The sequence below is a fragment of the Tsukamurella sp. TY48 genome (assembly GCF_019656655.1).
Classification (GTDB): Bacteria; Actinomycetota; Actinomycetes; order Mycobacteriales; family Mycobacteriaceae; genus Tsukamurella; species Tsukamurella strandjordii.
Genome location: NZ_BPMV01000001.1, coordinates 2780840 through 2807566, shown reverse-complemented (window position 1 = coordinate 2807566; position 26727 = coordinate 2780840). Strand labels below are relative to the sequence as shown.

General features: G+C 71.1%; 25 protein-coding genes. 11 read left to right on the top strand and 14 right to left on the bottom strand.

Features of this window, described 5'->3' with window-relative positions; translation table 11 throughout:
• The first annotated feature begins 12 nt into the window (after positions 1-12).
• The 4 genes from TTY48_RS13765 to TTY48_RS13750 are packed head-to-tail and all read left to right on the top strand — an operon-like array spanning position 13 to position 4533.
• Complete coding sequence (locus TTY48_RS13765; RefSeq protein ID WP_220658021.1) at positions 13-810, top strand: Stf0 family sulfotransferase; 798 nt, start codon at positions 13-15, stop codon at positions 808-810.
• Entirely contained in the window at positions 807-1733 is a 927-nt protein-coding gene (gene cysD, locus TTY48_RS13760) for a sulfate adenylyltransferase subunit CysD (protein ID WP_220658020.1), read from the top strand. The genes TTY48_RS13765 and cysD overlap by 4 nt, the downstream gene beginning before the upstream one ends.
• On the top strand, positions 1733-3622 hold the full coding sequence (gene cysC / locus TTY48_RS13755; RefSeq protein WP_220658019.1) for an adenylyl-sulfate kinase: 1890 nt from the start codon (positions 1733-1735) through the stop codon (positions 3620-3622). The genes cysD and cysC overlap by 1 nt, the downstream gene beginning before the upstream one ends.
• On the top strand, positions 3619-4533 hold the full coding sequence (locus TTY48_RS13750) for a formylglycine-generating enzyme family protein (protein WP_308443061.1): 915 nt from the start codon (positions 3619-3621) through the stop codon (positions 4531-4533). The genes cysC and TTY48_RS13750 overlap by 4 nt, the downstream gene beginning before the upstream one ends.
• Here TTY48_RS13750 and TTY48_RS13745 read toward each other — a convergent pair.
• Both TTY48_RS13745 and TTY48_RS13740 read right to left on the bottom strand, forming a co-directional pair.
• Positions 4507-5967, bottom strand: coding sequence for a sulfatase (locus tag TTY48_RS13745; RefSeq protein ID WP_220658018.1), 1461 nt, complete (start codon positions 5965-5967; stop codon positions 4507-4509). The two genes, TTY48_RS13750 and TTY48_RS13745, sit on opposite strands and share 27 nt — an antisense overlap.
• Positions 5968-6034: 67 nt before the next feature.
• A complete protein-coding gene (locus TTY48_RS13740) occupies positions 6035-7498 on the bottom strand; it encodes an NAD-dependent succinate-semialdehyde dehydrogenase (RefSeq protein ID WP_220658017.1) in 1464 nt (487 codons plus the stop codon).
• A gap of 70 nt (positions 7499-7568) precedes the next feature.
• Here TTY48_RS13740 and pgi point away from each other — a divergent pair, with 70 nt between their 5' ends.
• Positions 7569-9212 (top strand): glucose-6-phosphate isomerase, encoded by a 1644-nt coding sequence (gene pgi, locus TTY48_RS13735; protein WP_374758709.1) that lies wholly within the window; start codon positions 7569-7571, stop codon positions 9210-9212.
• 7 nt (positions 9213-9219) lie between these two features.
• Here pgi and TTY48_RS13730 read toward each other — a convergent pair whose 3' ends face one another.
• Positions 9220-10320, bottom strand: a complete 1101-nt coding sequence (locus TTY48_RS13730; protein ID WP_220658015.1) for a serine hydrolase — start codon at positions 10318-10320, stop codon at positions 9220-9222.
• The gene (locus tag TTY48_RS13725; RefSeq protein ID WP_220658014.1) at positions 10317-10538 is read right to left on the bottom strand and encodes a hypothetical protein; all 222 of its coding nucleotides are present in this window, start codon (positions 10536-10538) and stop codon (positions 10317-10319) included. The genes TTY48_RS13730 and TTY48_RS13725 overlap by 4 nt, the downstream gene beginning before the upstream one ends.
• Positions 10539-10736: 198 nt before the next feature.
• On the opposite strand from TTY48_RS13725, the gene TTY48_RS13720 reads away from it, so the two are divergent.
• Positions 10737-11969, top strand: a complete 1233-nt coding sequence (locus tag TTY48_RS13720; RefSeq protein ID WP_220658013.1) for an HNH endonuclease signature motif containing protein — start codon at positions 10737-10739, stop codon at positions 11967-11969.
• Between the two features lies 1 nt (position 11970).
• On the opposite strand, the gene TTY48_RS13715 is transcribed toward TTY48_RS13720, so the two are convergent.
• Positions 11971-12663 (bottom strand): SDR family oxidoreductase, encoded by a 693-nt coding sequence (locus TTY48_RS13715; protein WP_255585672.1) that lies wholly within the window; start codon positions 12661-12663, stop codon positions 11971-11973.
• Positions 12664-12671: 8 nt separating this feature from the next.
• Positions 12672-13313, bottom strand: coding sequence for a YitT family protein (locus tag TTY48_RS13710; protein WP_220658011.1), 642 nt, complete (start codon positions 13311-13313; stop codon positions 12672-12674).
• 61 nt (positions 13314-13374) lie between these two features.
• Between TTY48_RS13710 and TTY48_RS13705 the strand changes: the two genes are divergently transcribed.
• Positions 13375-14823, top strand: a complete 1449-nt coding sequence (locus tag TTY48_RS13705) for a PLP-dependent aminotransferase family protein (protein WP_220658010.1) — start codon at positions 13375-13377, stop codon at positions 14821-14823.
• 54 nt (positions 14824-14877) lie between these two features.
• The gene (locus tag TTY48_RS13700) at positions 14878-15540 is read left to right on the top strand and encodes a DoxX family protein (protein ID WP_255585671.1); all 663 of its coding nucleotides are present in this window, start codon (positions 14878-14880) and stop codon (positions 15538-15540) included.
• Positions 15541-15666: 126 nt separating this feature from the next.
• Here TTY48_RS13700 and efeB read toward each other — a convergent pair whose 3' ends face one another.
• The 3 genes from efeB to TTY48_RS13685 form a co-directional block, all read right to left on the bottom strand.
• Positions 15667-16920: an iron uptake transporter deferrochelatase/peroxidase subunit gene (efeB, locus tag TTY48_RS13695; protein ID WP_220658009.1), complete on the bottom strand. Its 1254-nt coding sequence runs from the start codon at positions 16918-16920 to the stop codon at positions 15667-15669.
• A complete protein-coding gene (efeU, locus tag TTY48_RS13690) occupies positions 16910-18943 on the bottom strand; it encodes an iron uptake transporter permease EfeU (protein WP_220658008.1) in 2034 nt (677 codons plus the stop codon). Before efeU ends, efeB begins: the two co-directional genes overlap by 11 nt.
• A 77-nt stretch (positions 18944-19020) precedes the next feature.
• Entirely contained in the window at positions 19021-19893 is an 873-nt protein-coding gene (locus TTY48_RS13685) for a DNA-formamidopyrimidine glycosylase family protein (protein WP_220658007.1), read from the bottom strand.
• Between the two features lie 22 nt (positions 19894-19915).
• On the opposite strand from TTY48_RS13685, the gene TTY48_RS13680 reads away from it, so the two are divergent.
• Complete coding sequence (locus tag TTY48_RS13680) at positions 19916-20668, top strand: 3'(2'),5'-bisphosphate nucleotidase CysQ (RefSeq protein WP_220658006.1); 753 nt, start codon at positions 19916-19918, stop codon at positions 20666-20668.
• Between the two features lie 18 nt (positions 20669-20686).
• Here the strand turns inward: TTY48_RS13680 and cobF are convergent, their stop codons facing one another.
• Positions 20687-21466, bottom strand: a complete 780-nt coding sequence (cobF, locus tag TTY48_RS13675) for a precorrin-6A synthase (deacetylating) (RefSeq protein WP_220658005.1) — start codon at positions 21464-21466, stop codon at positions 20687-20689.
• Entirely contained in the window at positions 21463-22104 is a 642-nt protein-coding gene (locus TTY48_RS13670) for a TetR/AcrR family transcriptional regulator (RefSeq protein ID WP_220658004.1), read from the bottom strand. Before TTY48_RS13670 ends, cobF begins: the two co-directional genes overlap by 4 nt.
• A gap of 143 nt (positions 22105-22247) precedes the next feature.
• On the opposite strand from TTY48_RS13670, the gene TTY48_RS13665 reads away from it, so the two are divergent.
• Positions 22248-23051, top strand: coding sequence for a hypothetical protein (locus TTY48_RS13665; protein ID WP_220658003.1), 804 nt, complete (start codon positions 22248-22250; stop codon positions 23049-23051).
• A gap of 1 nt (position 23052) precedes the next feature.
• On the opposite strand, the gene TTY48_RS13660 is transcribed toward TTY48_RS13665, so the two are convergent.
• Positions 23053-23655: a pyridoxamine 5'-phosphate oxidase family protein gene (locus tag TTY48_RS13660; protein ID WP_220658002.1), complete on the bottom strand. Its 603-nt coding sequence runs from the start codon at positions 23653-23655 to the stop codon at positions 23053-23055.
• Positions 23656-23687: 32 nt separating this feature from the next.
• On the opposite strand from TTY48_RS13660, the gene rnhA reads away from it, so the two are divergent.
• The gene (rnhA, locus tag TTY48_RS13655) at positions 23688-24140 is read left to right on the top strand and encodes a ribonuclease HI (RefSeq protein WP_220658001.1); all 453 of its coding nucleotides are present in this window, start codon (positions 23688-23690) and stop codon (positions 24138-24140) included.
• A gap of 7 nt (positions 24141-24147) precedes the next feature.
• On the opposite strand, the gene TTY48_RS13650 is transcribed toward rnhA, so the two are convergent.
• Both TTY48_RS13650 and TTY48_RS13645 read right to left on the bottom strand, forming a co-directional pair.
• Positions 24148-25518 (bottom strand): MFS transporter, encoded by a 1371-nt coding sequence (locus TTY48_RS13650; RefSeq protein ID WP_220658000.1) that lies wholly within the window; start codon positions 25516-25518, stop codon positions 24148-24150.
• A 45-nt stretch (positions 25519-25563) separates the two neighbouring features.
• The gene (locus tag TTY48_RS13645; RefSeq protein WP_220657999.1) at positions 25564-26721 is read right to left on the bottom strand and encodes a metallophosphoesterase; all 1158 of its coding nucleotides are present in this window, start codon (positions 26719-26721) and stop codon (positions 25564-25566) included.
• Positions 26722-26727 lie beyond the last annotated feature (6 nt).

The following is a 26727-nucleotide window of genomic DNA, read 5'->3' as shown; positions in this document are numbered from 1 at the left end:
ACACTGGGCCGCATGTCACAGCCCGAGAGCTACCTGGTGTGCGCCAGTCAGCGCAGCGGTAGCACCCTGCTCGTGGAGTCCCTGGCCGCCACCGGTGTGGCCGGCAACCCGCAGGAGTTCTTCCAGTACTACCCCACCTCCTCGCTGTCGCCGCAGCCCCGCGAATGGTTCGCCGGCGTCGACGATCCCTCGCTGATCGACCTCCTCGATCCGATCGACCCGGGCACCGTCGATCCGCGGACCGCGGAGCAGTGGCGCGACGATCTGTTGGCGGAGGGTCGAACCCCCAACGGAGTGTGGGGCGGCAAGCTGATGTGGAATCAGACGCCGCTGCTGATCGCCCGTACCCGCACCGCCTCGGGTTCGGTGCGCACGGCCGTCCGTTCCCTGTTCGACGGTGCCGACCCCGTGTACGTGCACGTCTTCCGGCCGGACGTGGTGCCGCAGGCGGTGTCGATGTGGCGGGCCGTGCAGACCCGGATCTGGCGCGACGATCCCGATCACGACCGCGAGCGCGACGAGCGGGCCGTGTACCGCGCCGAGGGCATCGCGCATCTGGCCGCGATCCTGCTGGAGCAGGAGCGGTCGTGGCGCGCCTGGTTCGCGGCCGAATCGATCGAGCCGGTGGAGATCGATTTCAGCGAGCTGACCGCCGATCCCCGTAAGACCACCGCCCGGGTGCTGGAGGCCATCGGCCAGGACCCGGCGCTGGCTCCCCCGCCCCCGCTCAAACCACAGTCCAACGCCCGCTCGAAGGAGTGGGTGGAGCGGTACCGCGCCGACGCCGCACAGAACGGATACCCCGCATGAGCACTCTGACCGCCGTGGACGAATTGCGCGTCCTCGAAGCCGAGGCGGTGCACATCATCCGCGAGGTGGCCGCCGAACTGGAGCGGCCGGTGCTGCTGTTCTCCGGCGGCAAGGATTCGATCGTGCTGCTCCGGTTGGCCGAGAAGGCCTTCCGGCCCTCGCCGCTGCCCTTCCCGATCCTGCACGTGGACACCGGGCACAACTTCGACGAGGTGATCGAGTTCCGCGATCGCCGGGTGGCGCCGACGGCCGAGAATCCGGAGGGGATCGAGCTCATCGTGGCCTCGGTGCAGGAGTCGATCGACACCGGCCGCGTCGCCGAATCCACCGAGGCGTCCGGATCGCGGAACCGCCTACAGACCCGCACCCTGCTGGACGCGCTCGAGGCCGGGAGGTTCGACGCGGCCTTCGGCGGCGCCCGGCGCGACGAGGAACGCGCCCGGGCCAAGGAGCGGGTGTTCAGCTTCCGCAACGAGTTCGGCCAGTGGGACCCGCGGGCGCAGCGCCCCGAGCCCTGGTCGCTGTACAACGGGCGCATCCGCCGCGGCGAATCGGTGCGCGTCTTCCCGCTGTCGAACTGGACCGAACTGGACATCTGGCGGTACATCGAGCTGGAGGGCCTGGAGCTGCCGTCGATCTACTTCGCGAGCGAACGCGAGGTCTTCGAGCGCGACGGGATCCTGCTGGCGGTCTCGGAATTCACGCAGCCGCGCGACGGCGAGACCGCGAGCCGGGAGTGGGTGCGCTACCGCACCGTGGGCGATCTGACCATCACCGGCGCGGTCCGCAGCCGCGCCACCGACATCGGCGCCGTGATCGAGGAGATCTCGGCGGCAACGGTTTCCGAGCGGGGCGAGACCCGCGCCGACGACCGCACATCAGCGGCCGCCATGGAGGACCGCAAGAAAGAGGGCTACTTCTGATGACCGATGTTCTGGCCCCCACCACCACCCGCCAACTGCTGCGCCTCGCGACCGCGGGCTCGGTCGACGACGGCAAATCCACGCTGATCGGCCGGCTGCTGCACGACACCGGCAGCCTGCCCACCGACCACCTGGAGGCCGTGACCGACGGCGACGAGGTGGATCTCGCGGCGCTGTCCGACGGCCTGCGGGCCGAGCGCGAGCAGGGCATCACCATCGACGTGGCGTACCGTTTCTTCTCCACCGACACCCGCAGCTACGTGCTCGCCGATACCCCGGGCCACGAGCGGTACACCCGCAACATGTTCACCGGCGCCTCCAACGCGCACGTCGCGATCCTGCTGGTGGACGCGCGCAAGGGCGTGCTGCGGCAGACCCGCCGGCACGCGCGGATCGCCACCCTGCTGGGCGTGCCGCACGTGATCGCCGCCGTGAACAAGATCGATCTGGTCGACTTCTCGCAGGAGCGGTTCGCACAGGTCCAGGCGGAGCTGGCCGAGCTGGGTACGCAGCTGGGCCTGCCCGAGATCCCGGCGATCCCGTTGGCCGCCAAGCTCGGCGACAACGTGGTGCACCGTTCGCCGAACACCGCCTGGTACACCGGCCCCACCCTGCTGGAGTACCTGGAGGGCGTGCAGCTGCGGGCGCCGTCGGCGCAGGCACGCGAGCTGCGCCTGCCGGTGCAGTGGGTCTCGCGGCCCACCACCGAGCAGCGCCGCCGCTACACCGGGCGGATGGCGGCGGGCACTCTGGCCGTGGGCGACGAGGTGCTGGTGCTGCCCTCGGGCAGCCGCAGCACCGTCACGGCCCTGGACACCCTGGACGACGAGCGGGCGGTGGCCGTTGCGCCGCTGTCGGTCTCGGTGGAACTGGCCGACGACATCGACGTGGGCCGCGGCGACGTACTGGTCTCCGGCGCCGCGGATGCGCATCTGCCGGTGGCGGCCCGCGAGATCGAGGCCACCGTGTGCTGGCTGGCCGAGAAGCCCTTGCGCGCAGGCGATCGCGTGGCGCTCAAGCACGCGACGGCGACGGTGCGCGCCACGGTCCAGTCGCTGGAGCGACGGCTCGATCCGGAGACGCTGATCGAGCAGGTGGGGCCGAGCGAACTGACGCTCAACGACATCGGCACCATCACGCTGCGCACCAGTTCGGTGGTGGTCGCGGACCCGTACGCCCAGAACCGGGACACGGGCGCGTTCATCCTGATCGACGAGGCGAGCAACGACACCGTGGGCGCCGGGACCGTCGCCGAGGCCCGCGAGGTGGTGCCGGGACAGGCCACGCGCAACGACATCCGGTGGCATCCCAGTTCGCTGGGGCGCGCGGAACGCTGGGCCAAGACGGGGCAGCGCGGCGCCACGGTGTGGTTCACGGGCCTGCCCGCCTCGGGCAAGTCGACGGTGGCGGTGGCGTTGGAGCGGGCCCTGGTCTCCCAGGGCCGGGTGGCGTACCTCATCGACGGCGACAACATCCGGCACGGAATCTCCGACGATCTGGGCTTCTCGCCCGGCGACCGCGCGGAGAACATCCGCCGGGTGGGACATCTGACCCGCCTGTTCGCCGATGCGGGGGTGATCGCGATCGCCTCGCTGGTCTCGCCGCTGCGCTCGGACCGGGAGATCGCGCGCGAGCTCAACAAGGCCGCCGACATCGACTTCCTGGAGGTGCACGTCAGCACGCCGGTCTCCGAATGCCGCAAGCGGGACCCGAAGGGGCTCTACGCCCGTGCCGATCGCGGCGAGCTGCGCGGCCTGACCGGCGTGGACGGGCCGTACGAGAAGCCCGAGGATCCGGACCTCAAGTTCGACACCACCGGCGCCGACACCGACGAGCTCGCGCAGCGCGTGATCGCCCTGCTCGTCGCGCGGGGAATACTGGACGCGTGACCTGCTGCTCGCCCACCGGCCCCGACCTGCCCGCGCGGCGGGTCGCCGCGGCCGGTGGCGGCGGCCACCCGATCCCCCAGGCCGTGGTCCCCGCCGGGGAGTTCGCGATGGGCGACGCGCACGGCGACGGCTACCGCGCCGACGGCGAGGTCCCGGTGCACCGGGTCCGGTTGCCCGGCTTCACGATCGATGCGACCACGGTGACGGTGGCCGCGTTCACCGCCTTCGCCGAGGCCACCGGCTATGTGACCGATGCCGAGCGGTTCGGGGCGTCGGCGGTCTTCCACGCCTCGGCCGCCGATCCCGCATCGGGGGTGCCGGTGCCGGGCGCGCCGTGGTGGCTGACGGTGCGCGGCGCCACCTTCCGATCCCCGGGCGGGGCGGGCACCGTCGGGCGGGCCGATCACCCGGCCGTGCACGTCTCGCACGCGGATGCACTCGCCTACTGCGCGTGGGCCGGGCGGGATCTGCCCACGGAGGCGCAGTGGGAGTACGCGGCACGCGGCGGTCTCGACGGCGCGCGGTACCCGTGGGGCGACGGGCATCCGGTGCCCGGCGAGGACTGCAGCATCTTCGTCGGCGACTTCCCCGATGCGCCGCAGGGCGCGGTCGGCACCGTGCCCGCGCGGTCCTTCGCGCCCAACGGCTACGGCCTGTACCAGGCGGTGGGCAATGTCTGGGAGTGGTGCACGGACCGGTATTCGTCGCGCTACTACCGGATTTCGCCGGTGGACTCCCCCACCGGGCCCGATCGGGGCGCCGCCCGCGTGCTCCGCGGCGGCAGCCACCTGTGCCACGACTCGTACTGCTACCGCTACCGGGTGGCCGCCCGCAGCCACAACACCCCGTCGTCCTTGGCGAGCAACATCGGGTTCCGCACGGTGTCAGGCGTTGACGGCGCCCGGCACTGAACGATCGGGCCGGTCCGCGTCGGCACGCGCCTGTTCGGCTAACTCGCGGGCGGTCAGCTCGCGGCGCGCACCCTGCGGACGGCGCGAGGGCAGCGGCACCTCGTCGGCATCGGGCTTGGCCCGTCCGGCGAAGAAGGCGGCCATGAAGTCCTCGGCGATCTTCGTGCCCTCGGCCTCGGTGGGCAGCACATCGCCGGTCTCCACGCGCCAGTTCGCCAGCACTCCGGCCAGGCGCCGCGCCACCCACTGGTAGGCGGGCTCGTCGATCACGTTGTGCCGTTCGTAGGGGTCCACGACGAGGTCGTACAGCTCGCGGCGGGCGCGGGGCGCGGCCGTCTCGTAGGGGTCGAGCGAGGAGGCCGACGAGCTGTCGGCGATGTCGAGCGGCAGCAGCAGCGCGGGGCGGTCGGCGTAGTTCTCGATGTAGCTGAACTGCTTGGTGCGCACGGCGCGGATCGGGTCGTAGGCGTCGTGGTAGGTCTTCTGCGTGAACAGGCCGGCCCGCACCTGCTCGCCGGCGGGCTCCAGCAGCTCGGCCGCGTGGGTCTCGCCGTCGAGGTCCTCGGGCAGCGGCACGCCGAGCAGATCGAGCACCGTGGGCGTCAGGTCGACGCCGGAGAACAGGTCGTCGTAGACCCGCGGCGCGAGGCCCAGGCTGCGCGGGGGCCGCACGATGAAGGCGACGCCGGTGCCCTCGCCGTACAGCGTGGACTTGGCGCGCGGGAAGGCGAGGCCGTGATCGGTGATGAAGACGATCCAGGTGTTCTCCGCGAGCCCGAGCTCGTCGACGGTGTCCAGCAGCCGGCCGACGGCGGCGTCGGCGTGGGTGATGCTGCCGTGCAGCCCGGACAGGTCCTCGCGGACCTGCGCGGTATCGGGCAGGAAGCCGGGCACGCCGATGGTGTCCGGGTCGGCCGGTTCGTACTGGTCGACGGGGTACGGGCGGTGCGTCTCGAAGAACCCGGCGGTCAGGAAGAAGGGCTCGGCGGCATCGGCGTTCTCGGCCAGCCACTCCTGCGAGCGGGCCACCACGTAGTCGCAGAGCGAGTCGGAGACGTCGACGGTGTCGAAACCGAGCTGCGACGGGTCCGCGCTCTCGTGCTGCATGCCGAACAGGGCGCTGCGGTACCCCGCCTGTCCGAGCAGGGCGGGGAGCGTCTGCACGCCCTCGCGGTACTCGAAACCGTGGTGGGCGAGGCCGACGAGGCCGTTGCGGTGCGGGTGCAGGCCGGTGAACAGCGAGCCGCGGGCGGGCGAGCACAGCGGGGCCGTGGCGTGGGCGTCGGTGAACCGGATGCCCTCGGCGGCGAGCCGGTCCAGGTGGGGGCTGACCACGCCCTCGGCGCCGTAACAGGTGAGGTGACGTCCCAGGTCGTGCCAGTGCACGAGGATCACGTTCTGCCGCGTGCCGGTGCGCTCCTGTAGGTCTGCCACCCTATGAAGTTGCCACACCCACCTGTGGTCCGGCGAGGTTTGCACTCACACTGAGCCAAGAGATCGGCTATTGCAGGGCGATGTACTTGGTCTCCAGGTACTCCTCGATGCCCTCGCTGCCGCCCTCGCGGCCGAAGCCGGACGCCTTGACGCCGCCGAACGGTCCGGCGGGGTCGGAGATCACGCCGCGATTGACGCCCACCATGCCGCTGTCGACGCGGTCGGCCACGCGCAGGGCACGGTCGAGATCGCGGGTGAAGATGTACGAGGCCAGGCCGTACTCGGTGTCGTTGGCGGCGGCCACCGCCTCGTCCTCCGTGCTGAAGCCGATGATCGGCGCGACCGGCCCGAAGACCTCCTCGCGCAGGATGCGGGCGTCGGCGGGGAGGTCGGCCAGCACCGTCGGCGGGAAGAAGTGGCCCTTGCCCTCGGGGGCGACGCCACCGAGCCGCAGCGTGGCGCCCTTGCCCACCGCGTCCTGCACCAGCTCGGAGACGATGTCGCGCTGGTCGGCGGAGACCAGCGGCCCGATGGTCACGCCGTCGTCGATGCCGGGTCCCACCACGTACTCGCTCATCTTCGCGACCAGCTTGTCGGTGAATTCCGCGAGCACGCTCTCGTGCACGTGGAACCGGTTGGCGGCCGTGCAGGCCTCGCCGCCGTTGCGGAGCTTGGCGAGCAGCGCCTGACCGACGGCGTGGTCGACATCGGCATCGTCGAAGACCACGAACGGGGCGTTGCCGCCCAGTTCCATGGAGGTGCGCAGGATGCCGGGCGCCGACTGCCCGATGAGCGCGGCGCCGACGCCGGTGGAGCCGGTGAAGGTGAGCTTGCGCAGCCGCGGGTCGGCCAGCAGGGGTCCGGTGAGCGCCGAGGACTTCGAGGTGGGGAGCACCGCGATCACCCCGTCGGGCACGCCCGCGTCCTTGAGCACCTCGGCCAGCAGCAGCATGGTGAGCGGCGTGAGGCCCGCGGGCTTGACCAGCATGGTGGCGCCGGCGGCGAGGGCGGGACCGATCTTGCGGGTGCCCATGGCCAGCGGGAAGTTCCACGGGGTGATGGCCAGACAGGGCCCGACGGGGACCTTGCTCACCAGGATGCGGCCGGTGCCGGCGGGTGCGGGCGTGTACCGGCCCGCGATCCGCACGGCCTCCTCGGAGAACCAGCGGAAGAACTCGGCGCCGTACTTGAGCTCGTTCGCCGATTCCGGGAGCGCCTTGCCCATCTCCAGGGTCATCAGCAGGGCGAAGTCGTCGGCGCGGGCGTGCAGCCCCTCGAACGCGGCGCGCAGGATCTCGCCGCGCTCGCGGGCCGGGGTGGCGGCCCAGGCGGGACCTGCGGCGACGGCCGCTTCCAGGGCGGCGGCACCGTCGTCCGCGGTGGCGTCGGCGACCTCGACAAGCACCTCCTCGGTGGCCGGATCGTGCACCGGAAAGGTTGCGCCGGAACTGGAGTCACGGAATGTCCCGTTCACGAAGATTCCCGTGGGGATCGTCTCGAGCAGGTCACGGACGCGCTGCGCGGTAGCCATACCAGCCACAGTAACCGCCCGGCGAGAACGCCCGCAGGACACTAGGCTGATGCGCATGAGCACGCTGGACATCACGACCACGACCGCCTGGCGAGCCCTGGACGCGAACCATCGCGCCGTCGCCCCGCTGCACCTGCGGGACATCTTCGCCGACGATCCGGCCCGCGGCACCGAGCTCGTTCTCCGGGTGGGCGATTTGTACATCGACTACTCCAAGCACCGGGTGACCCGCGAGACCCTGGCCCTCCTGGCGGAGCTGGCCCGCGAGGCCGGGGTGGAGGGCAAGCGCGATGCGATGCTCGCGGGCGCGCACATCAACTCCACCGAGGACCGCGCGGTGCTGCACACCGCGCTGCGCGCCCCCGCGGAGCCGCCGCTTTCGGTGGACGGGCAGGACGTGACCGGCGATGTGCACGAGGTGCTGGGCCGGATGGGCGACTTCACCGATCGGGTGCGCACGGGCGAGTGGCGCGGCGCCACCGGCGAGGCCATCACCGATGTGGTGAACATCGGAATCGGTGGCAGCGATCTGGGTCCGGCGATGGTCTACCGCGCTCTGCGGGCGTATGGCCAGCCCGGCCTCCGGTGTCATTTCGTCTCCAATGTCGATCCCGCCGATATCGTGGCCACGCTGGCCGGGCTCGACCCGGCGACCACGCTGTTCGTGGTGGCGTCGAAGACCTTCTCCACGCTGGAGACGCTCACCAACGCGCACGCCGCGAAGACCTGGCTGCTCGACGGGCTGGGGCTGGGCGACGAGGCGGTGGCCAAGCACTTCGTGGCGGTCTCCACCAATGCGGAGCGGGTGGCGGCCTTCGGCATCGACACCGCGAACATGTTCGGCTTCTGGGACTGGGTGGGCGGCCGCTACTCGGTCGATTCCGCGATCGGTCTGTCGGTGATGTGCGCGATCGGGCGCGAGCGCTTCGCGGAGTTCCTCGCCGGTTTCCGCGCGGTGGACGAGCACTTCGCCACCGCGCCGATCGAGCAGAACGCGCCGATCCTGCTGGGGCTCATCGGTCTCTGGTACTCGGACTTCTTCGGCGCGCAATCGCGGGCGGTGCTCCCCTACGCCAACGATCTGGCCCGGTTCCCGGCGTACCTGCAGCAGCTCACCATGGAGTCGAACGGCAAATCGGTGCGGGTGGACGGCACCGCGGTCACGGTGAACACCGGCGAGATCTTCTGGGGCGAACCGGGAACCAACGGTCAGCACGCCTTCTACCAGCTGCTGCATCAGGGCACCCGGCTGGTGCCGGCCGATTTCCTGGGCTTCGCGGAATCGACCGACGATCTGCCCACCACCGACGGCCTGGGCACCATGCAGGACCTGCTGATGAGCAATCTGTTCGCGCAGACCAAGGTGCTGGCCTTCGGCAAGACCGCGGAGGAGATCGCCGCGGAGGGAACCGATCCCGCCGTGGTGCCGCACAAGGTGATGCCCGGCAACCGGCCCAGCACCACGATTCTCGCGCCCAAGCTCACCCCGTCGGTGGTGGGTCAGCTGATCGCGCTCTACGAGCACCAGGTGTTCACCGAGGGCGCCGTGTGGGGCGTCAACAGCTTCGACCAGTGGGGCGTGGAGCTGGGCAAGGCGCAGGCCAACGCCCTGTTGCCGGTGATCGCGGGCGACGCTGCGCCGCAGGCGGATCAGGATTCGTCGACCGATGCGCAGGTGCGCTGGTACCGATCCGAGCGGGGCCGCGCGGTCTAGCGCTTCCCTAGCGCGCGCAGAGCGCGGCGCCGAACGCCGCTTCGATGGCGTCCTTCTGCGCCTGCGTCGCGGTCTGTTGATTGGCGACCACGGTGACGGCGCGGGAGGCGGTGGCACCGTTGTAGGTGCGGTAGCCGGGGATGGAGCCGCCGTGCCCCCAGACGGTGCCGCACGGGGTGGGCAGTTCCGCCTGGCCGAGGCCGTATCGCAGGCCGTCGCGGTTGACGAGCGGTCGCGGGGCGCGTCGTGCCTCGGCGAGCTGCGCCGGCGGGATCACCGTGCCCTTCTGCAGGGCGAGGAAGTAGCGGTTCAGGTCGGACGGGGTGGCCACCATCGCCCCGGAGGCGCCCGCCCACGACGGGTCGTAGGCGGTGATGTCGATCCGTTTCCCGTTCTCCACGGCGTATCCGGCGGCGTGGGGTGCGCGCGGCACGGTGTCGCCGGGGCCCGGGTAGTAGGTCTTCGTGAGCCCGTGCGGGGCGAGGATCCGGGTGCGGATCTCCTCCGCGAGCGGCCGCCCGGTGATCTTCTCCACGAGCAGTCCGAGCACGAGGTAGTTGGTGTTGCTGTACTCCGCGCGGGCGCCGGGGGCGAACCGCGGTGGGAACGCGGCGCGGGTCTTGCGTACCAGGTCGGCGGGATCGTGCATCGTCATCGCGGCGTCCTCGGTGTCGAGTTCGGGGAGGCCGAGATGATCGGGCAGCCCGGAGGTGTGCTGCAGCAGATCGCGGACGGTGATCCGGGTGCCGTCGATCCCGGCACCGTCGACGGTGTCGTCCAGGCCGATCCGCCGCTCGGCGACCAGCTGGAGGATCACGGCGGCCACGTAGGCCTTGGTGTTGCTGCCGATCCGCACGAAGCCGTCGGCGGGGAAGGGCGTGCGACGGTGGACGTCGCCGACGCCGGCGCTCGCGATCCAGTCCCGGCCGCCTTCGGTGACGACGACCTGCGCCCCGGGGTAGCCCGCGGTCACCATCGCGTCGAGGGCCCGCTGGACGGACTGCCGCCCGGCGGTGGAGACCGGTTCGGCGGACGCGGGCGCGACCAGGATGACGGTGGCGGCGACCGTCGCGGCGCAGGCGGCGCTGAGGGTGCGGGCCGGATTCACGACGACTTGGGGGTGTTCCAGACGCCGCCCTGGCAGGCGATCACGAACCCGGCGTCCACGTCGAGGCCGAGGGTGCCGTCGGCGTAGGCGCAGGCGGCGCCGCGGCTCCCCTTCTTGTAGTCGTAGTCGTCGGGGGTCGCGGCGGCCATGCCGGTTCCGGCGACGAGGGCTGTTGCGGCGAGGGCCGCCACGCTGAGGGACTGAATGAATGTGCGCATTTCGCACCACCTTTCGACCCCTCTGACGCTACGAAGTTCGAAGGTCCAGCACATCCGGGCTCGGCCCCGATCATTCCCCCGGGTCCGGCCGGGACAACTCAGGGTCGTCTCGGGGTAGCCCGAGGTGTGCGGCGATATTTGCGGTGGGCGGGTTTGCAGTGATGAAAACTTGTCAGTGGGTGGTCGTAGTGTTCGGGTATGGACGAGGAAGACGAATCCGGTTCCGCCGCAGGGGATGGCGGCGATGTCGGAGGTAGTGTGATTGCCAGTCTGGGTGCGTTGGAGCGGGCTCGGGCGCGGGTGATCTCCGATCAGTACCGGTTGATCGCGGAGTTGTTGCGGGTGCGGGTGTCTGAGCGGATCGCTGCCGGTGCCGCGCAGGACAGGTGGGAGACCGGTGTCGCAGCAGAGATCGGGTTGGCGCTGCGGGTCTCCCCGTATCGAGCCGCCGGGATGCTGTCGCGGGCCCGAGTCTTGGCGGCGGATCTGCCCGCCACCGCGGCACGATTACGCGACGGTGAACTTTCGCCGGAGGCGGTGGAGGTGATCATCTCCGGTCTGTCGCATCTGGAACCGCGACTGCGCACTGAGGCCGACACCGCCCTGTGTGGTGAGACCTTCGGTGCTGCCGGTTTGGGGTTGCGGCGATGGCAGGACACGGTTCGGCAGACGGCGTACCGGTTGGATGCGCGGGCCACGGTGGACCGGATCGGGCAGGCGGCGAAAGACCGGCGAGTCACGGTCCGTCCGGCGCCGGATTGCATGGCGCGGGTATCGATCCTGCTGCCGGTCGCGCAGGCCGTCGGGGTGTACGCGGCGTTGAAAACTGCAGCCGACGGGGTGTTCGGTGCTCCGGGGGAGGTGCGGAGCCGGGCGCAGGTCATGGCCGATACCGCGTTCGGCCGTCTCACCGGCCGTGACGCCGCGGCCGGCCAACCGGTCACGGTGAATCTCACCATCCCGGCGGCGGTGCTGCTCGGTGATCAGCCGGGCACCGCGCATCTCGCGAACGGTGGCACACTGCCGGCGGAGATCGCACGCCACCTGATCGGGACAGCTACCGAGCACGCCGTCGCCTGGGTCAAACGCTTGTACGTGCAGCCGGAATCCGGAGCGGTGGTCGCATTGGATTCCCGGTCGCGGTTGTTCCCGGCGGGGTTGGCGGAGGTGATCGCCGCCCGCGACCGCTATTGCCGCACTCCGTACTGCGATGCTCCGATCGCCCACACCGACCACATCGTCGCGCACACGCGCGGCGGCCCCACGAGCCTGGCCAACGGGCAGGGGCTGTGTGCGGCGTGCAACTACGCCAAGGAAGCCACCGGCTGGACCAGCCGCACCGTCACCGACCCGTCGGGGAGGCACACCGTCGAAACCCGCACGCCCACCGGCCATGTGCACCGATCCACAGCGCCGCCCCAGGCGGCGTGAGTCAGATGAGGCGGCGGGTGAGCTCGTCGGGACCGTGTCGCAGCACGGCGCCCAGCGGTGCCCACGGCCAGCTCGGGACCGCCGCCTCCTTGGGCTCGCGGTCGATCGCCTTCACCAGGGCCTTCACCCCGTCATCGAGGGAGACCTTCATCGAGGTCTTCACCCCCTTGTTGATGTCGGTCTCGATGAAACCGGGCTTGATCACGGTCACGGCGATATCGCTGCCCGCGAACTCGGCCTGCAGGCCCTCGCCGATCGCGGTGAGCCCGGCCTTGCTGGCCGAGTACACGGTCTGCGCCTTCGGCATACCGCGCTGCCCGGCGATGGAGCTGATCAGCACGAGGTGGCCGCGGCCCTGTGTGCGGAAGATCTCCAGCACGGCCTCGATCTGGGCGAGCGCGCCGGTGAGGTTGGTCTGCACGGTCTCCAGGTTCGCGTGGGCCTTGCCCGTGCCGAGGGGCGCGCCCTTGCCGATGCCGGCGTTGATGATCGCGCGGTCGAGGCCGCCGAGGCGTCCGACCACATCGTCGATCGCCCCGGGCACCGCGGCGAAGTCGGTCACGTCCAGGCCACCGATCTCGACGGCGCCGCCGTCGGGCACCGTCGAGAGTTCGGCCTTGAGCGCTTCGAGGCGATCGACGCGGCGCGCCAGCAGGCCCACGTCCTCGCCGCGTTCGGCGTACGTGCGGGCCATGCCTTCGCCTAGCCCCGAGCTGGCTCCGGTGATGAGGATGCGCATTCGTCCACCTTATCGGCGTGACGCGCGAGCTGCGGGCCGCCGAGTCCGGTGCGGGCGAACAACTGGATCAGCGGCCCCACGCCCACCGCGTAGAGCACGGTGCCCACGCCCAGGGTGCCGCCCAGGGCGAAGCCGAGGACCACCACGGTGACCTCCATCGAGGTGCGCACCACGCGCACCGACCACCCCGTCTTGCGGACCAGGCCGGTCATGAGGCCGTCACGCGGCCCGGGGCCCATCTCGGCGCCGATGTAGAGCACGGTGGCGAAGGCATTGCCGACGATGCCGAGCAGCATCATCGGGATCGCGATCACCAGGGCCGGGTGGTACGGGAACAGTGGCGACATCACGTCGAAGGCGATGCCGATCACGAAGACATTGGCCACCGTGCCGAAGCCCGGCCGCTCGCGTAGCGGGATCCACGCCAGCAGCACCAGCGCGCCGACCACGATGATCACGGCGCCCACGGACACGCCGAGCTTGTCGGCGATCCCCTGATGCAGCACGTCCCAGGGCATGTTGCCCAGGCCTGCGCGCAGAATCGCCGCCATCGCGGTTCCGTAGAGCCACAAGCCGACGAACAGTTTCACCAGTCGCACCATCATGGGAGCCACTCTGCCGCCGATTGGACCTTGAATACATAGCCAGTTCTGAGATACTGGCCTCATGTTCTCCGCGACTGGCACGATCGGCGCCGCCACTCTCACCCGTCAGCTCGGGTCCTGGCGGCCCGACGGTCCGCGTCCGGCGTACCTCGCCCTGGCCGAGGCGCTGCGCCTGCTGGTGCTCGACGGCCGCGTCCCGGTGGGCACCGCGCTCCCCAGCGAGCGGGCGCTCGCCGCGCACCTGGAGGTGAGTCGGACCACCGTGACCACCGCCTACGCGGAGCTGCGCGACAGCGGGCACCTGCAGTCCCGTCAGGGCGCACGCAGCGTGCTCACGCTGCCGCACGAGGTGCCGGCCGAACCCGCGGACACCGGAACCGAGGGCGATCTGATCCGGCTGAACATCGCGGCACCGTCGGCCCCCGACCAGATCGTGCACGACGGCTACCGGCACGCCCTCGAGTGCGCCCCGCCCTATCTCGCGGGAATCGGGCTGTATCCCGGCGGGATTCGCGCACTGCGCGAGTCGATCGCGCGGCGGTACATCGATCGCGGGCTGCCCACCACCGCCGAGCAGGTATTGGTGACCTCGGGCGCGCAGCATGCGCTGCGGATCGTGCTGGACACCCTGGTGCACCCCGGCGACCGGGTGCTCATCGAGCAGCCCACGCACCACGGCACCATTCTCGCGATCCGGCGGCACAACGCGCGCCCGGTAGCGGTGGGCCTGCATCCCGAGCACGGCTGGGACCTCGATCAGTTCGAGGCGGTGGTGAAACAGCAGAATCCGCGGATCATCTTCTCCATCGCGGACTTCCACAATCCCACGGGCCTGCTGCTCGACGAGGCCGGCCGCGTTCGGCTGGCCGAGATCTCGGCGCGGTACCGGGTACCGCTGATCGTGGACGAGACGATGGCCGAGCTGGGCCTGGACGTCCCCGCTCCCCCACCGCTGGCGGCGCTCGCACCGCGCGGCGCACAGATCATCACCATCGGTTCGGCGAGCAAAACGGTGTGGGCGGGCCTGCGGGTGGGCTGGATCCGCACCGAGACACCGCCCGACGGTCTCACCTCCGCCCGCTACGACATGGACCTCGCGGGCGCGGTCTTCGAACAGCTCGCGGCGGGCTACGCGCTCGATCACCTCGCCGACTTCCTCCCCGGCCGGCTCGATTCGCTCCGCACCGCGCGGGCGGTCGCGCTCGCCGGGATCGCCGAGCACCTGCCCGGCGCCACGGTCGCGGACGGCGTCGGCGGCCTGTGCCTGTGGGTCACCCTGCCGCGACCGGCCGGTACCGCCACCGCCGCCGCGGCCGCGGGTCTGGGCGTGCGGATCGCCCCCGGTTCGGCCTTCGGGATCGACGGTGCGCTCGAACGCAACATCCGCATCCCGTACACGCTCCCCGTGGACCAGCTCGTGCGCGCTCTCGAACTCGTCGGCGCCGCCTATCGCCAGGCCACCGGCAGCGCGTCCGCTGCCCCCGACCTGGTCGGCCAGCTGGTGGTGTGAGGCGGGACACATTTCCGCGTTCCCGGAATCACTCGGACCACGGTCCGGTTGAACGTGGGCAGAACCGTCGACCTCCGCTGGAAGGGACCCACCACCATGGGACAGAACAACACCGCACGTGACCTCGGACTCCTCGCCCTGCGTACCGCCGTCGGCGGCACCCTGGCCTACCACGGCGCACAGAAGCTGTTCGGCGTCTTCGGTGGCCACGGCCTCGACGCCACCGGCCAGGCATTCGAGTCGATGGGCTTCGCCCCCGGCAAGCCGAACGCCGCCCTCGCCGGCGCAGGTGAGCTGGCCGGTGCCGCCCTCGCGCTCGGCGCCGCGACCCCGCTGGCCGCGGCCGGCGGCGTCGGCGCCATGATCGTGGCCGCCGAGGTGCACCGCCCGCAGGGCTTCGCCGCGCAGAGCGGCGGCAACGAGTACCCGATCACCCTCGGCGTCGCCGCGGCCGCGCTGGCCCTCACCGGCCCCGGCAAGTACTCCGTCGACCACCTGCTGGGCGACCGCCTGAACAAGCCCTGGCTCGCCGCCGTCGCGCTGGGCGGCGCCGTCGCCGGCGCCGCGGCCACCATCGCGCGCCGCAACGCCGCGCTCGCGCAGACCGAAGCCGTGTCCGAGGAGATCGAGACCGAGGCCGCCGAGGGCGACTTCCTGCTCGGCGATTACGACCCGGAGACCGGCAAGAACGACGGCGCCGACAAGCTCATCAAGTAGTCGACGCCGCCGCGGCACTCACCGGCCGCATGAAGAACACGAATGCCGCCGTTCCCATCACCCAGGGGGCGGCGGCATCGTGGTGTCCGGCTGCGGGACGAGGGATGCCCTAACCCGTCCCGGCCCTCACGCAAACAGCCCGGAGCCCAAGAAGTCCCGGTCGTCCTTCACACCCGGCACCGCGAAGAAGTACCCGCCCCCGAAGGGCGTCACGTAGTCGGTGAGCGGCTCGTCGATCAGCCGCTTCTGCACCTCCTCGAACTGCCCCTGGATATCGCGCTGGAAGCAGATGAAGACGTGCCCGCAGGCCATGTTGCCGTTCACGTCCAGCCCCAGGTCGTAGTTGTACGACCGGCGCACCAAACGCTGCTTCTCCGTCTTCTCGCCCTCGCGCGGATTCGCGAGCCGGATGTGCGAATCCACCGGGATCACATCGCCGTCGGGGTCCTTCGAGTAGTCCGGTTCGTCGAACTCCTCGGCACCGTCGAGGGGTGCGCCGCTGTCGCGCCGCCGCCCGAACATGCCCTCCTGCTCGGCGATCGAGACGCGGTCCCAGAACTCGACGAGCATCCGGATCAGCCGCACCACCATGTACGTGCCACCCTCGGTCCAGGCGGGCTCGTCCGATCCGGCCCCGTCCAGCCAGATCAGCGACTCCGCCTGGCCCCCGGTGGGATTGGCGGTACCGTCTTTGAATCCCAGCAGGTTCCGCGGCGATCCACCCGGCCGCGGCGGGGTACCGTAACCCTGCATCTTCCACCGCAGCTGCATCGCGCCGCGGGTCTGCTTGGCGATATCGCGCAAGGCGTGGTGCACGGTGTCGGGGTTGTTGGCGCACAACTGGATCACCAGATCGCCGTGACACTGCGCCGGATCGGGCTGATCGTTCGGGAAGGTGGTCATCGGCGTGAGCCGCTTCGGCTTCACCCCCGCCAACCCGAACCGCCCGTCGAACAGGCTCTCCCCCACGCCGAGGGTCACCGTGAGGCCGTCGGCCGGGACCACCGGCCCCAGCACCGCACTGTCCGACGGCGGCTTACCGACGCCGAGATCGGCCGGGGCACCACCCGTGGTGAGGAAACGCGATCGCTCGGTGATGGTGCGCAGCAGGCCCTCCAGGCCCGCGCGGTCGGCGGCGATCACATCGAACGCGGCCACCATGAGATGCGACTGCTTGTTCGCCGGGTCCGGCGTCAGCACACCGGACTGGTGCTTCCCCTGGAACGGGTAGGTCTCGCTCACCGTCGGGCCGGTGCCCCGCGCGTCGCTGCGGGCGCCGCCCACCAGCACCGCGCCGAGGGCGGCCGCACCCACGGCACCGGCGGCCGTGCCCTGCAGGAACTTCCGGCGGTCGGTGCCGCCGTTCTTCTCATCGCTCATGCTTGGGCTTCTCCAGGAGGTTGGGCACGGCCGAGAGCGTCTCCAGCGCCTGGCCGACGGTGCCGTTGATCTTCTGCCGCTGCGCGAGCGGCGGGGTGTCGAGGGGCGGGTACGTCCCGTCGGGGCGCTTGACCGCGTCGAGCGCGCGGATCACCTCGTCGAGTTCCCGGCGCGCCGTGGGCAGCAGTTCCGGTGCGCGGGTCACCAGCAGCGGCTCGACGATCCGCAGCACGGCGCGAGTGGCATCGACACCGGCGGCGGTGGCCGCGTATCCGGCGTGCGCGCCCTGATCGCTGACCCCGGTGAGGTGATCGCGCAGGGCGTCCTCGAGGATCTCCTGCGCCCGCTTGGTGAGGGTCACCGGATCGCCCGCGATCTCGTCGGTGCGCAGATCGGTGCGGACCTTCTGCAGCCCCTCGCTGGTCTTATCGACCTGCGTCAGGAGCGCGGCGGGCGCCTCGCCGCGGTACAGGCCGTACTCGATCCGCCGGATGCCGGAGAACTCCGGATCGCGCACACCGTCGGCGAAACCGTCCGGCAGGCCCGCGACGGCCTTCCCCGCCGCACCGAAGCTGTTGTACGAGGCGCCGACCCGCTCCCACGCGGTCATGGTGTCGAGCCAGGCCCGCTTCGCACCGTCGACATCGCCGCCCGCGAGCGCCGACCGGACCCGGCCGAGCGCGGACTCCACGGTGGGCAGCACCTGGAGCACGTAGTCCTGGTACGTGGCGTTCACGCCCTCGAGGTCGGCCTTGGTGACGCGGTCGACGGCCTTGGGCGCTTCGCCCGAACCGCCGGTCACGGTGAACTGCTCCGACCGGGTGGGCTGCTGGCCCGCGAGGTAGCAGACGAACTGGTAGGTGCCGTTGCCCAGCGTCGCCGAGAGATCCGCGGTGGTGGCGGGACCGATGGTCTCGATCTCCCCCACCACGGCGCCGCCGGCGTCCACCAGGTTGATCTCGCCCGACTTGCCGGACTTGTTGGTCACCGAGATCCGCTGCAGCCCGGGGCCCGCACCGCTGAACTCGCGCGCGCAGTCCTCGGCCGTGACCGTCACGGCCCCGGCGACGGCGGGCTTCGACGGCAGGATCGCGATGATCAGGCCGGCCACCAGGAGCGGAACGAGCACGATCACCGCGGCCACCGGCCACACCTGCCGGCCGGCGAGGTTCTCGGCCCAGGTCTCGAACCGGCTCTTGGTGTGCGCCTCGGGCGGCGCCGGCGTGGTGCGCAGGAAGGCCCACAGCACGATCACCAGGTACGCCAGCCAGGCGAACACCTGGAGCACCGTCATCTTCGGGGACAGGTTGGTGATGCCGGAGAACAGCGCGACCCACCAGGCGTCGGGGTTGACGGTGCCGGTGAGATCGAACGCCAGCCAGGTGCGGCCCGGCAGCACGCCCGCGTTCTGCAGGTCGCCGAGGCCGTACGAGAGGACGCCGGCCGCCACCACGATGAGCAGGATCGCGGTGTAGCCGAAGAACTTGCCCAGGTCGAGGCGGACGGCCTGCCGGTACAGCAGCACGCACAACCCGAAGGCCACGAGCAGGCCCAGGGTCGCGCCGACGGCGGGTCCCACGGCGTCACCGGAGGCGCGGGCGGCGGTCCACAGGAACAGCGTGGTCTCCAGGCCCTCGCGCGCGACGGCGAAGAAGGCGGTGAGCACCAGCGCGCCCGCGCCGAGCGCCATCGCGGCCTCGACATCGCCGCGCAGACCCTTCGAGAGCGTCGCGGCGGTGCGGCGCATCCAGAAGATCATCACCGTCACCAGGATCACCGCGAGCACGCTCAGCGTTCCCGCGACCACCTCCCGCGCCGTCGCCGACATCTCGGAGGTGGTGAAGGTCAACACCGCACCGAAACTCACCGACAACGAGGCCGCGCCGAGCGCGCCCAACCACACCGGCACCCGCGAACCGCCCGATTTCTTCACGGCGGCCAGCAGGATGCTCACGATCAGTCCCGCTTCCAGACCTTCACGCAGGCCGATCAGGAAGTTCGGGACGGCATCACCCCAGTTCATGGAGTAGAAGGTAAGGCACGCCTTCACCGCACTATGCAGCAATGCCTAACCTCAGGGCGTTTCGGGCGATATGCGCCCTACTTCAACAGCTTGGACATTCTGCGGTCAGCGAGGATTTTCCCGCCCGTCTGGCAGGTGGCGCAGTACTGGAAGTTCCGGTCGGCGTAGGACACCTCACGCACCGTATCGCCGCACACGGGGCACGGACTGCCGGTGCGGCCGTGCACCTTCATCCCCGAGCGCTTCTCCGCCTTGAGCGTGGCCACGTGCTGCCCCACTGAGCGGGCCACCGCATCGTCGAGCTCCGCGTGCATCGCCGCGTACAGCGCATCGACCTGCGCCTCGTCGAGCGATTTCGCGATGGCGAAGGGCGAGAGCTTCGCCGTGTGCAGGATCTCGTCCGAATAGGCGTTACCGATCCCCGCGATGGTGCGCTGATCACGCAGCAGAGTCTTCAACTGGGCCCGCGAGCCCGCGAGGATCGCGCCGAAGTCCTCTCGACTCACCGCGAGCGCATCCGGTCCGAGCGTGGCCACCATCTCGATCTCGCTGGGATCGCGGACGATCCACACCGCGAGCCGCTTCTGCGTGCCCGCCTCGGTGAGATCGAAACCCTCCCCCTCCGGACCCACGTGCACCCGCAGCGCGATCGGCGATTTGCCGCCCGGCTTGAGCGGGGTGGGCGAGAGCTTGTCGGACCAGCGCAGCCATCCCGCCCGCGACAGGTGCGTGACCAGCGCGACGCGATCGCCGTTCTTCTCGGTCCACAGCACGAAGTACTTGCCGATCCGGTCCGTCCCGGTCACGGTGGCGCCCACCAGATCGTGCGGGCCGGGCGCGAAGGTCTTGAGCACCGACAGCGCCGCCACATCCACCCGGCGGATCTGCGTTCCCACGGCCTTCTCGGCCACGTACTGCGCGATAGCGGCGATCTCGGGAAGCTCCGGCATAGGCCCACTCTAGGGTGGGGGTATGACCTTTTCGAGCCGTTCCGACGGTGGCATGCTGTCCGACATCGAGCTCGCGGCCGAGATCGCCGACGGGGCGGGGCGGATCCTGCAGGCCATCCGCCACGGCTCGCTGCTCGAGGACGGCATCCTCGGTGACACCGGCGACCGGCTCGCGCAGGCCTGGATCGCCCGCGTCCTGCGTCGCTACCGCCCCCAGGACGCCGTGCTGTCCGAGGAGGCGCCCGATTCCACCGAGCGGCTCAGCGCCGACCGGGTGTGGGTGATCGACCCGCTCGACGGCACCCGCGACTACGCCGCGCACCGTCCGGATTACGCCGTGCACGTGGCGCTCACGCAGAACGGGCAGCCGGTGCACAGCGCCGTCTCACTGCCCGCGATGGACCGGGTGTTCCGCTCCGACACCGTGACCGCGCCCACTGGACCGCTCACCGGCAACCTCGCCCTGAGCCGCAGCCGCGCCACCCCCGGGATGTTCCGGGTGGCCGATCAGTTGGGACTGCAACCGGTCTCGCTCGGCTCCGCCGGCGTCAAGACGATGGCCGTGGTCACCGGGCAGGTGGATGTGTACCTGCACGCCGGCGGCCAGTACGAGTGGGATTCGTGCGCGCCGGTGGGCGTGGCGCGGGCCGCCGGCCTGCACTGCAGCCGCCTCGACGGCTCCGAGCTCACCTACAACAATCCCGATCCGTACCTGCCGGACCTCGTGGTGTGCCGCCCCGAACTGGCCGAGCGGGTCCTGTCCGCGCTCAACTGATCCGGTGCGCGAACGGATTCAGGCGGTGGGGCGGCGCAGCAGGTAGATGTCCATGATCCAGCCGTGCCGCTCGCGCGCCTGCGCACGGGTCCGGGCGATCCTCTCGCCCACCTCGCCGACGGGCCCGTCGATCAGGATCTCCTCGGGCGTACCGAGATACGCGCCCCAGTAGATGTGGTCGGTGGGCCGCGCGGTCCGCCGGAAGGTGCAGTCGGCATCGAGCATCACCACGGTGTTGCCGCCCGCCCCGTCGGAGAACCCGTCGCCCGCCAGGCGCCGGCCGGTGGTGATGTGGATCGGCTCCCCCACCCGGTTGAGCAGGATCGCGTGCGCAGCGGTGAGCGCCTGCACGCTGGTGATGCCCGGGATCACCTTCGGGGCGATCGGCAACACGGCACCCACCCGCTCGATCACCCGCAGCGTCGAGTCGTACAGCGACGGATCGCCCCACACCAGGAATCCGGCCCGTCCGCCTTCGGGCACGTGCTCGGCGATCGCCGCCGCCAGCGCCTGTGCGCGGGCGTCGTGCCAGGCGTCCACGTTGGCCGCGTAGGCACCGTCGGGCCGGGACTCGCCGCGTTCGGCCGACCGGTCGCGGGGCGGATCGGGCACCAGGATCACCGGGGTGTCCGGGGCGTGCCGCGCGAGGATCGCCTGCCGGGCATCGGTGAGCGAGGAGGCCGAGGGCTTGTCGAGCACGAAGAAGGCATCGGCCTCGCCCATCGCGTCGACGGCACCGAGGGTCACGTGCCCGGGATCGCCGGCGCCGATCCCGATGACGAGCGCGGTGCGGCTCACGCCGACGGCTCGATGGGCTCGCTGTACATGTTCAGCGTGGCCGTGAGCAGGTTGATCCGGTTCTGCTTGAGGGTCTCGTTGTCCGGGTCGATGACGCAGTACGAAGCGGTGCCCTCGTGCACGGCGAGCAGGGCGTAGCCGAGGGCCTCGGGCGCGGTGACCCGGCGGCCGGCGGCCTCCAGCACGTGCATCACGGTGGGAATCATGTTGGCCAGCAACATCTGCTGCGCATCGCGCACCGTCTGGTTGAGCTCGGGCGTGCGGGTGCACAGGGCCACGAAATCGCCGTTCACGCGCTGCCAGCGCTCGTTGACCGGGATCGCGCGGACGGCCATATCGATCAGCTTGCCGTAGTCGGCACCCTGCACCACGTTGCTGTCGACCACCTTGGCCAGGACGTCCATGATCCACTGCACGTGGTAGCGCCAGACCTCGATGAACAGCTCTTCGAGGCTGGTGAAGTTCGAGTAGAACGCGCCCCGGGTGAACCCGGCGGCATCGCACACCATCTTCACGGTGGTGGCGCCGTAGCCGTGCTGCGCGAAAACGAAGTAGGCGGCCCGGATCAGCTTGCGGCGGGTCTTGGCGCGTCCCTTGGCGTCGGGTGACTCCTCGCCCGACTGCACCGCGGCGGTCACCCGAGCACCGCTACGGGACAGATCCTCGGACGTTGTCTCATTCGATCAGTGTACCGGCGGGCCGCCACGGCTTTGGCGCGACTTCAGCGACCGCCAACCCGCAGGTCCTAGCGTTGCGGACACATCGCCGTAGGAGGTCCGCAATGCCCGATTCGAAGTCCGCCCCGTCCGCTCTTCCGCGGTACGCGGGCGTCGTGGCGGCCGCCCTGGGCGGCGCCGCGCTGATCGCCGCGGCGTTCCTCACCTGGTTCTCGGCGACGGCCGACCTCCCCGCGCTGCCCGGCCTCCCGGCGCAGGTGAAGGCGGAGGTCACGGGGTTGGGCGAGGTCTCGGCGCCCGCCGTGGGCGGGGTCGACGTGGCCTCGCAGGTCCCCACGGACGGCGCCTGGGTCGGTGCGGCGGTGATCGCCGCCGGTGCGGTGGCGATCGTGCTCGGCGCCGTCGCGGCCTTCGCTCGCCCGGCCACTGTCCGACGGTCCGCGGCCGGTCTGGTGGCCGCGTCCGGGCTCGCCGGCATCGGCGTGGCCGGGTACGCCCTGATGCGGCTCGTCGGTAGCCGGACGGTGCCCGTGCAGGGCGTCTCGCTCGAGCTCGACGTGGCGGCCGGGCCCGGACCGTTCGTGGCGATCGCCGGCGGCGCCGCGGTGGGTGTCGCCGCGGTCCTGCTGCTCCTCGCGCGACGGGCGGTCCCGGCGCCCCCGATCCCGGCGGCGGTGCGGCACGAACAGCGGCCGGTTCCGTCGGCGCCGGTGCCTCCGCCGCTCCCGCAGCGGATTCCGGCACCCGACGCCCGGTGGGCGCGCCCGGCACCGTCGCCCCGGCTCCCCTCCCAGCAGGACACCGTGGTGGTCAAGCGTCCGCCGCGGCCGGTGCGGGTCTCGCCGAATCCGGTGACCGAGGCGATCCCCCGGCAGAACTCCTACGACGGGCCCACCGGCCCCCTGTGAGCTACCGCGCCTCCAGTTCGGCCACCCGGGCCCGGAGCCGCTCGATCTCGGCGGTCAGCTCGTCCTCCCGCTCCGCCGCGACCTTCTGATAGGCGGCGCCGAGCTGCGCCAGATAGTCGCGGTCGAACCGCGGGATGATGCTGCGCGAGCAGTTCCAGTCGAAGGCCTCCACCGCGATCTCGATGGCCCGGCCCGCCTCGTCCTCGACCACTCGTCCGCGACCGAAGACCTTGAGCCGGATACGGCGCGGATAGTCCACGAAGAACATCGCGAGGCGGTCGTCGTCGGCCAGGTTCCCGAGGGTGACGAACTGGTTGTTCCCCGGCAGGTCGGTGAACCGCAGCCGCCCCGTCGCCGCGTCGTACCGCACGAATCCGGCCGGGCCGCTGCGGTACTGGAGGTACGGCCAGCCGGTGGGGGTGACGGTGGCCAGACAGAACTGATCGGCGCGGGTGATCATGAGCAGCTCGCGGTCGGACAGCTCCTGCGGCCCGTCGTCGCCGCGCTCCATCTGCCGCCCGTAGGCCACGTAGCTGCCGTTCGCGCGTTGCCGCTCCAACGCGTCATCGCCGAAGACGAGGTGGTGGTAGTGATTGTTCGGCACGGTTTCACCGTAGCGCCCGGCGGCGCATACCCTTGGTCCTCGTGGCGGACGAGATCGTGATCTACACCGATGGTGCGTGCCTGGGCAATCCCGGGCCCGGCGGCTGGGGTGCGGTGCTGCGCTTCGGCGAGCACACCAAGGAGCTCTACGGCGCCGAGAAGGACACCACCAACAACCGGATGGAACTGATGGGCGCCATCTCGGCGCTGGAGGCGATCACCAAGCCCTACCCCGTGGTGCTCTACACCGACAGCTCGTACGTCAAGAACGGCATCACCAAGTGGGTCGCCGGTTGGCAGCGCAACGGCTGGAAGACCGCCAACAAGCAGCCGGTGAAGAACGTGGAGCTGTGGCAGCGGCTCGTCGAGGTCGCCGGCCGCTACGAGATCGACTGGCGCTGGGTGAAGGGGCACGCCGGCAACGAGGGCAACGAACTCGCCGACCAGCTCGCCTCGCGCGGCGCCGCCGAGGCCCGCGACGCCTGAGCCGGGCTCAGCCGATCAGCCGGCCGTCCGGGTCCGGCCAGCGCGGATGCGCACCGTCGATCACGTACGCGTGGGTGTGCTCGAACCAGCCGTCGCCCACCGGCGTGGCATCGGCGATGATCGCCGGGTCGACCTCGCCCTCCTTGTGGCTGTGGGTGATCTCCACGGGATCCTGCCGCGGCCACGAGGCCACCGCCACGGCCAGACCGATCAGCGCCAGCACCAGCATCGCCGACCAGGTGACGGTGAGTCCGGCGGCGCCGGTGAGCCACCCCGTGAGCGGGTAGGTGATCAACCACGCCACGTGCGAGAGCGAGAACTGCGCGGCGAACACGGCGGGCCGGTCGGCGTCGTTGGACGAGCGCCGCAGCACCTGCCCCGACGGGGTGACCACCGCGGCGGTGCCCGCGCCGATCACGAACCAGATCGCGGCCAGCAGCGCCCAGCGCCAGGTGCCGTCGATGAACCGCGACAGCACCACCGCCGCGACCAGCGCCACCGGCAGCACCGCTCCGCCCGTGAGCATCACCGTGCGCGTGGGGGTGCGGTCCAGTAGCCGCGGCACCACCAGTGCGACCACCATGGTGCCGAGGCCGTTCGCCGCGAGGACGAGCGCCATATCGGCCTGATTGCCGCCGAGCTCGTCGCGGGTGTAGTTGACCGTGTTCACCATGACGATGGCGCCCGCCGCGGCCACCGTGAGGTTCAGGCCCAGCAGGCCGCGCAGCCGCGGGGTGGCCACGAAGATCCGGGTGCCCGAACTCAGGCGCTGCAGGAACGATCCCTCGGGCGCCGCATCGGGGTTCGGCACCCGCGAGCGCAGCACCAGGGCGGCGGCGATCACGAAGCCTATCGCGGTGCCCACGAACAGGTACTGGTAGCTCATCACCAGCAGCGCGGCCGCGGCCAGCATGGGGCTGAGCAGCGTCTCCATCGTGGTCGCGAGCTGGGAGGCCGACAGGGCCCGCGTGTACTGCCGCTCGTCCGGCAGGAGGTCGGGGATCACGGCCTGGTAGGTGGGCGTGTACGCGGCCGACGCCGCCTGCAGCAGGGCCACCAGCAGGTAGATCTGCCAGATCTCGGTGACCACCGGCAGCGCCAGCACCACCCCCGCCCGGATCAGGTGCAGCGCCACCAGCAGCGCCCGCCGCGGCAGCCGGTAGGCCTGCGCCGCGACGACCGGCGCGACCACCACGTACAGCGCCATCTTGATGGTGAGCGCCGTGGCGAGGACACCCGCCGCCGATGCCCCCGCCAACTCGTAGGCCAGCAGGCTCAGGGCCACCGTCGTCAGGCCGGAGCCGAACAGGCCCACCACCTGCGCCGCGAACAGGCGGCGATAGTCGGGGTCGACGAACGGGGATGCACTGTCGGACATCGAGGCTCCTCTCCTGAGCAACCTCATGATGCCGCCCCCGACGGGCTAGCGCGAGAGGATGTTCACGATCGCGATCTCCGGCGGCGCGGCCACTCGGACCGGCGGTCCCCAGGCGCCCGCACCTCGACTGGTGTACACCGGCATACCGTCCACCTGCTCCAGGCCGGCGATGGTGGGCTGGTCGAGCCGGACGAGGTAGCGGAAGGGCCACAGCTGGCCGCCGTGGGTGTGCCCGGCGAGCTGCAGATCGACTCCGCGGCGGGCGAACTCGGCGGCCTGCTTGGGTTCGTGCGCCACCGCCACGGTGAACTCCCCGGGGGAGACTCCCGCGAGCGCGGCGTCGTAATCGGGGCCCAGCGGCTCCTTGCCCTTGCGGTCGTTGACGCCGACGAAGGTGACGGACGAACCGCCGCGCGGTCCGTCGCGCCAGATCCGCACCGATTCGTTGACCAGCGGCCGCACGCCCACCTCCCGCCAGCGCTGCACCCAGTTACGGGCATCGTCGGCGTAGTACTCGTGATTGCCCGTCACGGCGAAGACGAAGGGGCTGCGGAGATCCTTGAGCGGCGCGAGGTACTCGCCGATCCGCTCGACGGTGCCGTCGATGAGGTCGCCGCCGAGGATCACCACGTCGGGCTTCTGCGCATTCGTCGCATCGACCACGCGCTGGGTGAAGGCGCGGGTGCGCACCGGCCCCACGTGCAGGTCGGTGATCAGCGCGATCTTCAGGTCGCCGGGCTCGGCGGGCGCCGCCGGCAGGGCGACGTCGGTGTGGGTGATCCGCGGCGACGACGCCTCGAACAGTCCGTACACCGTGGCGGTCACGGCACCGATCAACCCGACCGCGGCGATGGTGCGCAGGAGGCGCCGCGCACCGTCGGCCAGACCGGGCCGCAGGCGCACCGCGATCCGCGCCCCGACCCAGGCGATGCCCAGCACGATCAGCGTGATGAGCAGGTAGAAGATGGTGGCGAGCCAGGTCAGGCCCACCGCGCTGATCCACCGGACCGGTCCGGGCGGCAGTACACCGGCACCCGCGAGCAGGCCGACGGCCGTGGCCACGGTGAGCAGTCCGGCGACGATCAGCCCGGCGGTCCCCACGGTGCGCGCCCGCGGCGAGTTCCACCGCGCGACGATCCGGCGCCGGGTGACGAACAGCGCCGCGAGGATCACGACGAGGAGCACAGTGATACCGGACGGCACGCCGAT